The sequence below is a fragment of the Bradyrhizobium sp. SZCCHNRI20481 genome (genome assembly GCF_032485055.1).
Lineage (GTDB): Bacteria > Pseudomonadota > Alphaproteobacteria > Rhizobiales > Xanthobacteraceae > Bradyrhizobium.
The window spans coordinates 52,244-65,427 of the sequence record NZ_JAUEUE010000014.1 but is presented as its reverse complement, the minus strand read 5'-3'; the positions used below and the strand labels follow the sequence as shown (position 1 = coordinate 65,427).

General features: G+C 65.9%; 13 protein-coding genes. 6 read left to right on the top strand and 7 right to left on the bottom strand.

Going from position 1 to position 13,184, the window contains the following annotated elements; genetic code table 11:
* The first annotated feature begins 30 nt into the window (after positions 1-30).
* Positions 31-1,206: a DUF2336 domain-containing protein gene (locus QX132_RS22705; RefSeq protein ID WP_315776675.1), complete on the top strand. Its 1,176-nt coding sequence runs from the start codon at positions 31-33 to the stop codon at positions 1,204-1,206.
* Positions 1,207-1,377: 171 nt separating this feature from the next.
* Here QX132_RS22705 and QX132_RS22700 read toward each other — a convergent pair whose 3' ends face one another.
* The 5 genes from QX132_RS22700 to QX132_RS22680 all read right to left on the bottom strand — a co-directional run bounded on the left by QX132_RS22700 (position 1,378) and on the right by QX132_RS22680 (position 6,546).
* Positions 1,378-1,962 (bottom strand): Hpt domain-containing protein, encoded by a 585-nt coding sequence (locus tag QX132_RS22700; protein ID WP_315754073.1) that lies wholly within the window; start codon positions 1,960-1,962, stop codon positions 1,378-1,380.
* Positions 1,963-2,086: 124 nt separating this feature from the next.
* Positions 2,087-2,632 carry a response regulator gene (locus tag QX132_RS22695; protein ID WP_172107934.1) on the bottom strand — a complete coding sequence of 182 codons (546 nt, stop codon included), beginning with the start codon at positions 2,630-2,632 and terminating at the stop codon, positions 2,087-2,089.
* 123 nt (positions 2,633-2,755) lie between these two features.
* A complete protein-coding gene (locus tag QX132_RS22690) occupies positions 2,756-3,535 on the bottom strand; it encodes an NAD kinase (protein WP_315714654.1) in 780 nt (259 codons plus the stop codon).
* Between the two features lie 161 nt (positions 3,536-3,696).
* Positions 3,697-5,844 carry an adenylate/guanylate cyclase domain-containing protein gene (locus QX132_RS22685; protein WP_316162948.1) on the bottom strand — a complete coding sequence of 716 codons (2,148 nt, stop codon included), beginning with the start codon at positions 5,842-5,844 and terminating at the stop codon, positions 3,697-3,699.
* Between the two features lie 18 nt (positions 5,845-5,862).
* The gene (locus QX132_RS22680; RefSeq protein ID WP_316162947.1) at positions 5,863-6,546 is read right to left on the bottom strand and encodes a hypothetical protein; all 684 of its coding nucleotides are present in this window, start codon (positions 6,544-6,546) and stop codon (positions 5,863-5,865) included.
* 251 nt (positions 6,547-6,797) lie between these two features.
* Here QX132_RS22680 and QX132_RS22675 point away from each other — a divergent pair, with 251 nt between their 5' ends.
* Complete coding sequence (locus QX132_RS22675; protein ID WP_316162946.1) at positions 6,798-8,387, top strand: S10 family serine carboxypeptidase-like protein; 1,590 nt, start codon at positions 6,798-6,800, stop codon at positions 8,385-8,387.
* A 17-nt stretch (positions 8,388-8,404) separates the two neighbouring features.
* Here the strand turns inward: QX132_RS22675 and QX132_RS22670 are convergent, their stop codons facing one another.
* A complete protein-coding gene (locus QX132_RS22670; RefSeq protein ID WP_316162945.1) occupies positions 8,405-9,793 on the bottom strand; it encodes a serine hydrolase domain-containing protein in 1,389 nt (462 codons plus the stop codon).
* A 143-nt stretch (positions 9,794-9,936) separates the two neighbouring features.
* Complete coding sequence (locus tag QX132_RS22665) at positions 9,937-10,482, bottom strand: tetratricopeptide repeat protein (RefSeq protein ID WP_316162944.1); 546 nt, start codon at positions 10,480-10,482, stop codon at positions 9,937-9,939.
* A 290-nt stretch (positions 10,483-10,772) separates the two neighbouring features.
* Here QX132_RS22665 and QX132_RS22660 point away from each other — a divergent pair, with 290 nt between their 5' ends.
* From QX132_RS22660 to QX132_RS22645, 4 genes are all read left to right on the top strand, one after another.
* Positions 10,773-11,114 (top strand): hypothetical protein, encoded by a 342-nt coding sequence (locus QX132_RS22660; protein WP_315771107.1) that lies wholly within the window; start codon positions 10,773-10,775, stop codon positions 11,112-11,114.
* Between the two features lie 162 nt (positions 11,115-11,276).
* Positions 11,277-11,723 carry a hypothetical protein gene (locus QX132_RS22655; RefSeq protein ID WP_316162943.1) on the top strand — a complete coding sequence of 149 codons (447 nt, stop codon included), beginning with the start codon at positions 11,277-11,279 and terminating at the stop codon, positions 11,721-11,723.
* A gap of 283 nt (positions 11,724-12,006) precedes the next feature.
* Positions 12,007-12,720: a porin family protein gene (locus QX132_RS22650; RefSeq protein WP_316162942.1), complete on the top strand. Its 714-nt coding sequence runs from the start codon at positions 12,007-12,009 to the stop codon at positions 12,718-12,720.
* Positions 12,721-12,940: 220 nt separating this feature from the next.
* Entirely contained in the window at positions 12,941-13,180 is a 240-nt protein-coding gene (locus QX132_RS22645; protein WP_315737532.1) for a DUF6719 family protein, read from the top strand.
* Positions 13,181-13,184: the final 4 nt, after the last annotated feature.

Sequence of the window (13,184 nt, the reverse complement as noted above, 5' to 3'; positions counted from 1 at the left end):
TGTCTGCAAGTTGCGTAAGCCGGAAAGACCATGATCGTTCGGCAGTTTCTCAGTTGGGTCAGAACCGCACCCGCCGGTGAGCGGGCAGAGGCCACCAGGGCGCTCGCGCGGGCGTGGTTGTTGTCGGATCTCTGCGATGAGGATCGCGGCGCCGCGGAGGGCGCGCTCCTCATGCTGCTGGACGATCCGTCGCCGTTGGTGCGTCAGGCCATGGCGGAGGTGTTCGCCCGCTCGGAGGAGGCGCCGGCCGCCATCGTCCAGGCGCTCGCCACGGACCAGGCTTCTGTCGCCGCCATCATCCTCGAACATTCGCCGCTGCTGATCGATGCCGACCTCGTCGACATCGTCGCGACCGGCAACTCCGACACACAATGCGCGATCGCGCGGCGCGTCGGCCTGCCGGCGCCGGTCTGCGCCGCGATCGCCGAAGTCGGAAGCGCCGCCGCCGCACTCGAGCTGATCGAGAACGCCTATGCCGAGCTAGCGCCGTTCTCCTGGGACCGCATCGTCGAGCGCCACGGCCATCTCGCCGCCATCCGCGAAGCGATGCTGGTGCTGGACGACCTGCCGGCCGCGACGCGGGCGGCGCTGGTCGACAAGCTCTCCGAGACACTGGCGCAGTTCGTCGTCGCCAGGAATTGGCTCAGTGCCGACAAAGCAGGGCGCATCACCAATGAGGCGCGCGACCGCTCGACCATTACCATCGCGGCGCGGTCGCGCGGCGAGGAGCTGCGCGGGCTGGTCCAGCATCTGCGTGCAACCTCGCAACTCACCGCGGGCCTGATCCTGCGCGCACTTCTCTCCGGCAACGTCGAATTGTTCGAGATCGCGCTGTCGGAGCTCGCCGACATGCCGCGGGCCCGGGTGTCGGCGCTGCTCAACGATCGCGGCCGCGCCAGCCTGCAGGGGCTGCTGCGCAAGGCGGGCATTCCCGACACCACCTTCGACGCCTTCAGCATCGCGCTCGAAGTCTGCCGCGAGAACGGATTTGCCGACACCTTGAGCGGAGCAGCGATCCTGCGCCGCAAGATGGTGGAGCGCGTGCTCACCCATTGCGCCACCGACCGTGATGCCGCCGAGCCGTTGCTGATCCTGCTGCGCCGCTTCGCCACCGAATCCGCCCGCGACGAGGCCCGCGAGTTCTGCGACGAGGTGATGGCGGAGGATTTCGTGGCCGGGCTGGAGTTCGGACTGATCGCGGCGTGAGGCGCGTCCGCTGCCGTAGGGTGGGCAAAGGCGCGTCGCAGATATCGCCACGTTCGAGCGCGCGGTGGCGCCGTGCCAACCGACTTGCCGCAGAGATTGCTGATCCATGGTGGGCACGCTGCCGCCGCTTTGCGGCGGCGGCTTTGCCCACCCTACGTGATCGCCATCCGATTACGGCTGATCGCTCGGCACCAGGCTCGGCGCCAGGATCGCTTCGAGATGCTCCGGCCGGTTGCGGTTGACCTGGAGCAGGTAGTCGTCGGCGACGCGGCGCAGCCGGCGGCTCAATTCGGCAGCGACGGTCGGGCTGTGGTACTTCGTATGATCATGCACGATCGCCTGAATGGCGTTGACGTGATGCTCGAACAGCTCGACGGGGACCTTTTCGAGATCGGGCGCGTGCTCGATGATCCGGCACAGGCTGTCGGCGACCTCGGCGGCCGCGGGATAGCCGAAGGTCGCGGCATCGCCCTTGATGTCGTGGGCGGCGCGGAACATTTCCTCGCAGGCGTCGTCGTCGAAGCCATTGTTCAGAACGGCACCGTAAGCCTTTGTCAGGCGATCGGCCTCGGTGTCCATCCACGACTTGAACTCGCCGGATAGCCCGGCAAGCGCGGCTTCCGCGCGCGCGATCGGATCGTCGAGATCCTTCTCCTCGGCGCGGCGCAGCACCTGCTTCAGCGGATTGGGCTGGGTGATGACGTGATGCGAGGCGTAGGTCTTGACCTGGATCGCCGGGGCCTTGTCTTTCGCCATCTCGATATCCCCTGATGATGCCGACCAACGCAAATCGACTCATTGCCCCGATTCATAGCCGAGGAACTGGGCGCTCTGGGCGTCGATCCCCGGATTGCGTTAACGCGGGCTCACTGCCGCGCTCCTAAACTGCGGAGCGCGCCTTATCCAGAAGTGACGGCTGCTGGAAGATCTCGGCCTCGCCGCCGATCCGACGCTCCGGCCCGATATAAGCGGTGTTGGTGTTGCGGCGCCGGTCCGGACCGAAGTAGGTCTTGGTCTTGATGAACGGACGCGGATTGGCAACCACGTTGAGGATGCGCTGATACAGTCCCTTCGCCGAGATCGGCTTGGCAAGGAATTCCGTCACGCCGGCATCGCGCGCGACGGTGACGCGGCGCTTCTCCGAATGTCCCGTCAGCATGATGATCGGCGCGTAGGGGTTGCCCTTGGCTTCGGGCTGCCGGATCATCTGCGCAAGCTCGAGCCCGTCGAAGATCGGCATCGCCCAGTCGGTGATGACGATGTCGGGGGAGAAATGAGTATACATCTCGAGTGCGGTCGCGCCGTCCTCGGCCTCGTTGACCTCGCGGGCGCCGAACGAATGCAGCAGCGTGCGCAGGATGCGGCGCATGTGCGGATTGTCGTCGCAGACGAGAAAGCGCAGCTTGTTGAAGTCGATGCGGTACATTTGGCCGGCCTGAAAGGATCACCGGTGATGGCGGTATACCCGCATTAACCATACGGAGCCGCGGGTTAACAAAGCGTTGCCCAGGGCGGCGAAGGAGGAAAAAGGCGGGAAAAGCGCCCGATGTCAGTAGCCGAACTGCTCGCTCAGGATCCGCTCTTCCAGGCTGTGGCCGGCGTCGAACAGCATCCGCATCGAGATCGTCTTGTCCGAGAGCACCTCGACTCGCTGGACGTTGCGGACCTCGTCATGATCCGCCACCGCCGCGACTGGGCGCTTGTCGCCTTCGAGCACCTCGATGATCACATAGGCCGTGTTCGGAAGCAGGGCGCCGCGCCAGCGCCGCGGCCGGAAGGCGCTGATCGGCGTCAGCGCCAGCAGCGCGGCGTTGATCGGCAGGATCGGGCCCTGCACCGAGAGATTATAGGCCGTGGAGCCGGCGGGCGTCGCCACCAGCACGCCGTCGGCGATCAGCTCCGGCATGCGCTCGCGCTCATCGATCAGGATGCGCAGCCGCGCGGTCTGCGCCGTCTGGCGAAACAGGTAGACCTCGTTGATGGCGTGGTGGATGTGAACGACGCCCGCGGCATCGGTCGCCCGCATCAGCAGCGGATGGATCACCGATTCCTGCGCCGCTTCGAGCCGTCCGTGCAGATCGATCGTGCTGAACTCGTTCATCAGGAAGCCGACGGTGCCGCGATGCATGCCGTAGATCGGCTTTCCCGACCGCATGTGGTCGTGCAGCGTCTGGAGCATCAGGCCGTCGCCGCCGAGCGCGACCACGACGTCCGCCAGGTCCGGATCGGAGTTGCCGTACAGCGCGGAGAGCTGCGTCAGTGCGGCCTGGGCTTCGGCACTCGGACTCGCGACGAAGGCGATCCGCTCATATCGCTTGGACGTGGTCATGCGTCGCAGGGCTCGCTGGTCGGTTGGCCGGTGACAGGCGCCGTGTCGTCTAGCCGACCTTGCCCGTGCTTGTCCATCGCGGCCGGTATCCTGGGGCAATGGGGCCGGGATGAGGCTGATATGGCCCGGAAGTGCGCGCACGCGCGGCCGTCATCGCCGCGTCATTTTTCCTGCAGGCTGCGCACGGGGTCCCAGGCCAAGGAGCCGGTCCCCAAGGTTGATTTCACGCGCTCCGCGAAGAAGTGGCTTGGAGCATCGCTCCGTGCGCCCCGCGCGAAGCAGTCGACCGCTTGCGGCAGCTCGCCGGCGCGCCAATGCGCGAGGCCTGCGGCATAGCCGGTGAGGAGGGCCTGTTCCTCCGGCGTGAGCTCGGCTGCGCGGCCATGCAGCTCGTAGATCTTCAGCGACTGCTCGCGACCCTTGACCCGGATCGTGTCGAGCTCGCGCCAGGTAAACTCGTTTCCGGCGAGCGTCACCGTGCTCTCGGAGGCAATGATCGTGGTGCCGTAGAATTTGTTGGCGCCCTCGAGCCGCGAGGCCACGTTCACGGCGTCGCTCATGACGGAATAGTTGAAGCGACGTTGCGAGCCGAAATTGCCGACCAGCGCGGCGCCGCTGTTGATGCCGATGCGCTGCGCCACCTTGATGCCCTGGAATGCCGTCGACATCAGGTTGAGCTCGGCGAGCTTCGCCTTGCAGTCGAGCGCCGCACGCGCCGCGCTGCGTGCATGGTCGGGATCGTCGAGCGGAGCGCCGAACACGGCGACCACGGAGTCGCCGATGTATTTGTCGACATAGCCGTCGTGGCTTTCGATGACGTCGGTCATGGCCGAGAGATATTCATTGGTGAGCGCCATGAGCTGCTCCGGCGTCATCTGCTCGGCGAGGCGCGAGAAGCCCTCGATGTCGGAGAAGAATACGGTGACCTCGCGGGTCTCGCCGCCGAGCTGCGGCAGCCGGCGCGAGGCCAGCATGCGGTCGATCTCGTGCGGTGCGAGATAATAGGCAAAGCTCTTCTGCAGCAGCCTGCGGTCCTTGTCGGTGACCATGAAGCGATAGCCGGTGGTCGCAGCCAGCGCGAGCACGCCGGCCGCGAGCGGCTCCACCAAGGGCAGCGCGTAGGCATGGTCGAAGAGGGCGGTGGCGAGCGCGGTGTAGAGCAGCGCGAGCCCTGCCAGGATGGCCGCTGCAGAGGCGGGGCGCAGCAATCGCGCGAGCAGCGCAGCCAACAGGGCGATGGTTGCGGCGATGGCGAAGATAGCTGGGCGTCCGAGCTCGGTGGCTGCGTCCTGCCGCACCAGATTGTTCACCGCCGTGGCGTGGATGTAGACGCCGGCAATGGTGCTGCGGGCGAACGTCTCGGTGATCCTGCGCTCGTCCAGCACGCAGCGCGGCCGGCGCGCGCCCTCGGCGCGGGTCGCGAAGCGCTTCGAGGTGAGCCGCCGATCCTCGATCCCGACGGTGCCAAGCAGGACGACCTTGCCGGCGAACTCGCGGCGGAAATAGTCCTTGTCGCCCTTGAGCGCGCAGGCGCGCAAATCGGCGAACGAGTACGTCGGGATGTCCTGGGCGCCGCCGGCGAAATTCAGGGTCATGGTGCCCGGCACGCTGCCGGGCACCTTGTACTCACCGAGTGTGACGCCATCAGCGGCAATGACCGGCGCGGTGCCGGTTGCGCGCCCCGCCAATTCCAGCGCCATGCTCGGAACTGCCTTGCCATCGACCGACAGCGTCAGCGGATGGCGGCGGACGACATCATCGCTGTCGGTATAGGTGTTGAGCGGACGAAGGTTCTGCTGCTGGCGCACCGCGATGCGCTGGCCGGGCGCGGGCAGGATCGGCGGCTCGGCAAAAATCTCGCCCAGCACCACCTTGCCGCCGGCGGCCGCGGCAGCGAGCGCGCGCAGGAAGTCGCGATCGAAGCCGCGCGTCTTCTCGCCGAGAGTGCTGTCGCCGAGCGGAATCTCCGACTGCTCGATCGAAGTCTGGAACACGATGTCGAAGCCGACCACCTTGGCGCCGCCGTCGAGGACGGCCGTCAGCACGCGCCCGATCTCGCCGGTCCAGGTCAACAGCGGCGCGCCCTTGAAGGGGGGCGCCTGGTAGCTCTCCTCGTCGACCGCGATCACCACCGCCGGACTCGCTGCTGCATCGTGGCGGTTGCCGAAGGTCTCGAAGCGCAGCCATGTCAGCGCATCCAGCGACAGGCCGCGGCCGCGCTCGAAGAGGGGCGACACGAACAGGCCCGCGCACGCCAGCGCGATGGCGATGACGGCAAGCGCGTCGCGCGTCCGGCGTCCGATCGCCACCGACGGGAGCCTTCGGTCTCAGTTGAACCGGATCAATCGCCCGACCGCAGGGCCTGGGCCCGCCTTGGCCTGTGCGTCGACCTTGAACACGATGCGCAAGTTGCTGAAGCTCGCGACATAGGTGCCGCCGGGCGTGAGCGGGTGACTGGTGCCGGCGAAATCGTAGAATCGTCCCTTGTACTGCCGGCCCGAGAGCTCGACCTGCTGGCGCTCGCCGGGCTGGTCGAGCCGCTCGACGATCAGCGTGCCGCGCCCCTTGGCCTCGAAGATAGGCGACGCGCTGTAGATGATCGCCTGCGCCACCGGCACGCTGTCCGGCCCGACGCTGCGCACGATCGTGGCCGCGACCTCGCTGGTCTCACGCGAGGTGGCCTGCGCATGGCTGGCGTCGCAATTGACGATGTCGCTCTTGAGCGTCGCGCCGTCGACCGTGCTTTCGCCGGGGCCGACGGTGACACTGCCGGCGCCGTTGACCGTCTCGCGCCGGCACGATTTGAGGTAGCTCATCACCACGGCGCCATCCGGGCCGAGCTTGATCACCTGGCCGGGCGCGACATAGTCCATCAGCTCGGCGCCGGCCACATCCCCCTGGACGTCCTCGACCAGCGCCGCCGGCGGACCGGCCCAGGCCGCCGGCGGTCCAATCATGGCCGGTCCGGCGAGCCCGGTGAGGGCTGCGATGATGAGCGTCGGCAACTTCATGATGAACTCCGTGATCGCAATCGGCGGCGCGCCTCTTGGCCCAAACCTGGGTGTCCCAGTGGTGGGACGCCGGAGGCGATGGAGAGGTTCGAGCCCATAACACACCTTACGAAGAACGGGCACTGCTCCGGATGTGACCTGGATCACGGAAGAGTTGGTTGAGCTTGGTCCCAAGCCGCGGTTCATGCGTCTGTAAAGCAAGCGATAAAGGGTAGCGCGTTGCGCCAATCCATCGTCCAGGGAGTGAGTTGATGGCAGGTTCGAGATCGTCCGTCGTGTGGTCACGTGTGATGGCCCTGACCTTGACGGCGCTGCTCGCCGGCCAAGCCGTATACGCGCAGGACGCGCCGCCGGCGGCGCAGGACACCACGGCTCCCGGCGCGCACCGAACCGGATCGGCCGGCAATCGCGCCGCAAGCCCGCCGAGCTCGCCATCGGCAGCCGAGCAGCACAAGCTCCCGGCGGACTCCACCACGACCCAAAAGCTCGAGCTGCCCGATCGCACGCTGTCGTTCACGGCGACTGCCGGTTCGATCCGCCTGTTCGACGACAAGAGTGAGCCGCAGGTCGACATCGCCTACACCTCCTATCAGCTCGATGGGGCCGATCGCGCCAGCCGCCCGGTGACCTTCTTCTTCAACGGCGGGCCGGGTGCCTCGTCCGCCTATCTGCAGCTCGGCAATGCCGGTCCGTGGCGGATCGGAATCGATGCGGCCAGCGTGACGCCCTCGTCGAAGCCGGAGCTGATGCCCAATGCCGACACCTGGCTCGACTTTACCGATCTCGTGTTCATCGATCCTGTCGGGACCGGCTACAGCCGTTTCGTCGCGACCGGCGACGAGGTGCGCAAACGGTTCTTCTCGGTCGACGGCGACGTGCGCTCGCTGTCGCTCGTGGTGCGTCGCTGGCTGGAGAAGCACGACCGGCTCGCCTCGCCCAAATTCATCACGGCCGAGAGCTATGGCGGCATTCGCGGTCCGAAGATCGTCAACAACCTTCAACATGACCAGGGGATCGGCGTCAGCGGCCTGATCCTGCTCTCACCATTGATGGACTTTCGCGATTATTCCGGCTCGAGCCTGATGCAATATGTCGCGAGCCTGCCAAGCTATGCCGCCGTCGCTAAGCAGGTGAAGGGGCCGGTCACCCGCGCCGATCTTGCCGACGTCGAGCGCTACGCCAGCGGCGACTTCCTGCTCGACCTCGTCAAGGGCGAGGCCGATACGGAAGCGACCAACCGGCTCGCCGACAGGGTCGCGAGCCTCACCGGCATCGACCAGGCGGTCAGCCGCAGGCTGGCCGGCCGGTTCGACGTCTCGGAGTTTCGCCGCGAGTTCGACCGCAAGAACGGCCGCATCGCCGGACGCTATGACGGCTCGGTGCTTGGCATCGATCCCTATCCGGATTCGAGTCGTTCACGCAGCTCCGATCCATCCGGGGATGTGCTGACCGCGCCGCTGACCAGTGCCGCGGTTGAGCTGACGCGCAGGCTGAACTGGCACCCCGACGGCTCCTACGAGCTGCTGAGCGGGGCCGTGAACCGGTCATGGGATTTCGGCCGGAGCATCAGCCCGCCGGAGTCCACCGGCGAGCTCCGGCAGATCCTCGCGCTCGATCCCAAGCTGAAGCTGCTGGTCGGCCACGGCCTGTTCGATCTCGCCACGCCGTATTACGGCTCGAAGATACTGCTCGACCAATTGCCGGCCTTCGCGCGACCGCCGCGGGTCAAGCTCGTGGTCTATCCGGGCGGGCACATGTTCTATTCCCGCGACGATGCGCGGAAAGCGTTCCGCGGTGAGGCCGAGGCGTTGATGAAGGAGGGCAGGGAGGAGGCCCGATGAGTGCAGCGACACCCGGGCTATGAGTCCTTCTTGCGCCGGCCCTTCGGATACTTCCGCTCCATCTCGGCCTTCACGACGCGCTCGGGCCGTATCCGTGCGCCGGCGAGCCAGATCTCGCCGACGCCGGACTTGGTGCGCACGCGCCTGACCGCCTCGCCATGGCTGGCATAGCCGGCCGCCTGCACGATGCGCCCGGTGTCGCGTCCGGTCACCTCGATGCGGGCGGCATCGAGGAACGGGTTGATGAACACCGGATTGGCGACCATGACCTGCTCGCCGAACGGGACGAGATCGACTGCGCCCCACAGCGTCCACCAGCGGCCGGTCCAATCGCGCGTCTTGCGCGACGGCGCGCCATGGGTGGCGAAGGCCTGCAGGATGAACTTGACGCCGTTGGCCCAGCCGGGCGCCCAGCCGTCGACGGCATTGGTCAATACGGTGATCGCAATTTCGCGCGCGGGAATGACCGACGTTCGCGAGATGTAGCCCTGGAAGCCGCCGCCATGGCCGAACCAGTCGAAGCCGGCCGTTGTCCCGCTCATGAGCGCCAGGCCGTAATAGGCCTCTTCGACGTCCTGGGGCACGCGCCATTGGCGGCGGATCATCTCGCGGCGGCTTGCGACCGACAGCAGGCTCTTCTTCGCATTCGGGGCAAGCTGGGCGAAGAAGCGAGCGGTGTCGGCCGCGGTCGCGACGATGCCGGCGGCCGCCATGATCGCGTTGGTCGGATTGTCGCCGGGAATCACGACCCGGCGGCCCACGGGCACGATGCGCGAATGCCCGCGCGCGAACGGGACACCCTTGCCGAGCAGCGTCATGTCGGGCGCGCTTTCGCGCAAGGCCAGCGGCGTCATGATCTCGCGCTGCAGCCAGGCCGGGTAGGGCTCGCCGGTGATCGTCTCGATGACCAGGCCGAGCAGGCCGTAGCCATGGTTGGAATATTTGAACCGGCTGTTGGGATCGATCGCCGGCGGCTGCTTCAGCTCGGCCAGCAGCTCGTCCTTGTCGAGATAGGATCGGCCGTCGGTGAACTGGCCGGAATCCTTGCCGTCGCGGATCAGGCCTGCCGTGTGCGACAGCAGCTGGTTCAATGTTGCTGTGGCGACATCCGGATGCAAATCCTTGACGTAGCCGCCGACCGGATCGTCCAGCTTCAACCGCTTCTGCTCGCGCAGGCGCATGATTCCGGCGGCGGTGAACGCCTTGGTGTGCGAGGCGATACGGAAGCGGTGCCGCGGCGTCAGCTTCTCGCCGCTGTCGAGATTGGCGTGGCCATAGGCCGCCTCCAGGACGATCTCACCGCGATGGGCAATCGCAAGGATGCAGCCGGGTTGCTCCGAAACGGCGACCTGAAAGGCCAGCCAATCCTTGATGTAATCGAGTGCTGCGCCCAGCCAGGACTCCACGAGCAATCTCCCGTTCAAAAGACGTGATGAAAATGGACTGCACGACATCCCATCCATAGCGGACGAAGGGCAGCGGACAAAGAAAATGGCGCAACCCCTTCGGGTTGCGCCACTGTCGAGATCGGATCTGGTCCGATCGCGTCTTAGTAGACGAGGCCGGTGCCCGGCTGCTTCTCGAGCGCGTCGGCCAGCGAGCGATATTCTGCGCTGTTGGTGCCGGCGAGCTGCGCCACCTTGTCGAGGTGGTACTTGGCCTGCTCGCGGTTGCCCTGTTCGAGCTGCCACAGGCCATAATACTGCCAGGTGCGCACGTGGTTCGGATCGTCCGCCAGGGCCTGCTCGTAGTACTGCTTCGAGGCCTGGTAGTTGCCGAGCTTGCGGTAGGAGTAGCCGATCAGATTGGCGACGTCGGCGACGTCCTCGCGGTTCAGCGCCTTGAGCTGCTGGATCGCGGTGGTGTAGTCGCCACGATCATAGATCGAGGTGTAGGCCGTGCGATAGGCTGCGAGGAACTTCGGATCTTCGATGCTCGAGCTCTTGTCCTTCTTCTTCTTGGACGAATCCGACGCCGGCGGCGACGAGGGGGTATCGCTGCCCGCGGCATAGGCCTTCGACAGAAGCAGCGGCCCGGAGGCCACGGCCATCGAGAACAGCGCCAGCGTGGCAATCCTGATCGCAGACTTTTTCATTCGTATCTCCCGAGTTGTCGATCCAACAGGTGACTGCGTACGGAGAAGAACTCCCGCAGCTGCGAAATATTCCCGGCCATTTGCGCGGATTTTGCGCCGCGATCGGTGCATTATACGGACGACATGATGACAGACCAGTCACTTCGATGACTATCCCTTCATGTCCATGAACTGAAAACACCACTTTACTTCAGGGGCGGTTCAGTGCCGGTTCCCTATCGTCGCCTCCATGATCACGAGCCCATCCAGACTGGATGGTGCCTCCAGATCTTCACATCACGGAGACGACCATGCTGAAGTCAATGTCTGTTGCTCTGCTCGCCGCGTCGATCCTGGCTGCGCCCGCGTTCGCTGCTGGTCCTGCAAAAACCGACACGTCCGCGAAGTCCAGCCAGACCACTGGCACCGCGAAGACCGATGTGAGCAAGACCGATGCGGCCAAGACCGACGCCACCAAGCCGGGCGCGACGCAGGCCGGCGACAAGGCGAACGAGATGAAGCCCACCGTCGGCAAGACGAAGACCAAGCCGCATGCCTCGCTTGTCCGCCACAAGCATCGCCACGTGGCGCATCTCAGCCATCACAACAAGGTGAGCTTCAAGCGCGTGACGCCGGCGACCCGCCGCGGCTGATCCGGCCAAGGTCACGCAGAGCCGATCTGGTCGTTGACCGCCGGAGCGCGCCAGAGCGCTCCGGCGGCAGCGGCTTGACGAAGGCGTGAGCCGGGACGGATTTCCCGGCCTCCGGCTTTGAGCTAGAACGGCCGCGGGATTGGCTTTCAAGAGTTGGGCGCCTTGGGGATGGGGAGAACGAGCTGGTGGCCGGCAACCGCGCTGGCGCTGCTGTTGGCGGGGTGCGCCAGCGGAGGTCCCGCCGCGTTCATGAGCGAGGACAATCGCGGCATCTCCTACACCGGCGATCGTGGCGTCGGCAGCCAGCCGTTTCCGGCCAACCACCGCAGCGAGATCCTGTCCTATCTCAGGACCTACCTGAACAATCCGGTCGGGGTGCGCGACGGCGTCATGGCGGAGCCGGTGCAACGGACGGTCGGTGGCCGGCTGCGCTATGTGAGCTGCCTCCGCTATGCGGCGCGCGAGTCCGACGGCAGCTACCGTCCGGCGCAGGAGCGCGCGGCGGTGTTCGTCGACGGCCGGTTCGATCGTCTGGTCGAGGATGCAGGCGAGGTCTGTGCCGGGTCGACCTACGCGCCATTCCCGGAGCTTGCCGGCCTCACGCGTTAGGCCGCGACGTCTTCGGCCGCCTGCCACGTCGTCGCAGCACCTTGCCAAGCGGCTTGCCCGATCACAAATCGGGGATGGCCCGAACGCTTTGCCGCCTCGCGGCGACCAAATATCGGGCGCGGCGTCAGCTTCACGAAATATTCGGGAAGCCTATGGAACAAAAGGCCTTTGTTGCCCTCTGGTGACACCGCAGCAGCAATCACAGCTGTGTCACCGCCGCCGGGCAACCCAAATGCGGCCATGATGTTCGATAGATGTCGCAGACGAATAACGGGGACGTCCCATGAAGCGGTTTTTATTCAGTGCAGTGGCCCTGACCACATTGGCTGCCCCGGCTTTCGCCGCCGACATGCCTCCGCGCACCTACACCAAGGCGCCCGTCTACACGCCGCCCCAGGCGATCTACAACTGGACCGGCTTCTATCTCGGTGGTCACCTTGGTGGCGCCTTCGCGGGCAATAGCAGCCTGGAAGGCAACAACGGCCGCTTCCTCGGCGGCGTGCAGGGCGGCTTCGACTACCAGTTTGCCCCGAACTGGGTGCTCGGCATCGAAGCCCAGTACAGCTGGATGGATCGCAACACGACCAATTTCGGCTTCCCGGGGGCTGCGGTCGTGACCTCGACCGGCGCCAACCAGCTCGGCTCGGTCACCGGCCGTCTTGGCTACACCTGGGGACCGGCCTTGCTCTATGCCAAGGGCGGCTACGCCTGGCGGGACGGCAACAATCTCGGGGTGAGCGTCGCTGGCGTGCCGACGGGCTTCACCACGTCGGGCAATACCAAGGATGGCTACACCGTCGGTGCCGGCCTCGAATACATGTTCGCACCGAACTGGTCGGCCAAGGCCGAGTATCAATATTACAATTTCGGCAATACGACCTTCACGGGTGGACCGACTCCGGTTGTGGGCAGCCGCTTCAACAGCGACGAGCACACGGTCAAGGTCGGCGTGAACTACCGCTTCGGCTGGGGCGGACCGGCCGCCAGCAAGTACTAAGCGCGGTCACCGAGCCCGCGGCCGGCGGCTCCCGGCGGGGACCGGTTCACGCCTCACTTCCAACACGCCCGCGCCATCTGGTGCGGGTGTATTGCTATCCGGCGGTTGGCCGTCGATGGTTTCGGGATCGCTCACGCAGTGCAAAAAAATTTTCAAACCTTCGTGAAACTTTCGCCATCAGTTGATATTATCAGTCCGCTGGTTTGATGGATCATCCCACATGCGTATCTTGGTGTCCGTGCTGTTGTTGTCGGCGGCTGTTTTGCCGTGCTCCGCCCAGACCGTTCTGAAGTCCGAACCGTTGATGCTGGCCCCCTACGAGGTGGCGCTGGTGCAAACCGCGTCCTGCCCGTCGGGCAAGGTTCTGAAGGTGACCGGTGCGATCCGCGGTGTCAGCCGCAAGCGCGCCTGTGTCGCCCTTCCGGCCGAGACGGTATCGCTGGCGACGGCGACGCCCTGAGAAC

Coding starts and splice junctions, on each gene's coding strand:
- QX132_RS22705 (WP_315776675.1), top strand. CDS start 31: ATGATCGTTCGGCAGTTTCTCAGTTGGGTCAGAACCGCACCCGCCGGT.
- QX132_RS22700 (WP_315754073.1), bottom strand. CDS start 1,962: ATGGCGAAAGACAAGGCCCCGGCGATCCAGGTCAAGACCTACGCCTCG.
- QX132_RS22695 (WP_172107934.1), bottom strand. CDS start 2,632: ATGTACCGCATCGACTTCAACAAGCTGCGCTTTCTCGTCTGCGACGAC.
- QX132_RS22690 (WP_315714654.1), bottom strand. CDS start 3,535: ATGACCACGTCCAAGCGATATGAGCGGATCGCCTTCGTCGCGAGTCCG.
- QX132_RS22680 (WP_316162947.1), bottom strand. CDS start 6,546: ATGAAGTTGCCGACGCTCATCATCGCAGCCCTCACCGGGCTCGCCGGA.
- QX132_RS22675 (WP_316162946.1), top strand. CDS start 6,798: ATGGCAGGTTCGAGATCGTCCGTCGTGTGGTCACGTGTGATGGCCCTG.
- QX132_RS22665 (WP_316162944.1), bottom strand. CDS start 10,482: ATGAAAAAGTCTGCGATCAGGATTGCCACGCTGGCGCTGTTCTCGATG.
- QX132_RS22660 (WP_315771107.1), top strand. CDS start 10,773: ATGCTGAAGTCAATGTCTGTTGCTCTGCTCGCCGCGTCGATCCTGGCT.
- QX132_RS22650 (WP_316162942.1), top strand. CDS start 12,007: ATGAAGCGGTTTTTATTCAGTGCAGTGGCCCTGACCACATTGGCTGCC.
- QX132_RS22645 (WP_315737532.1), top strand. CDS start 12,941: ATGCGTATCTTGGTGTCCGTGCTGTTGTTGTCGGCGGCTGTTTTGCCG.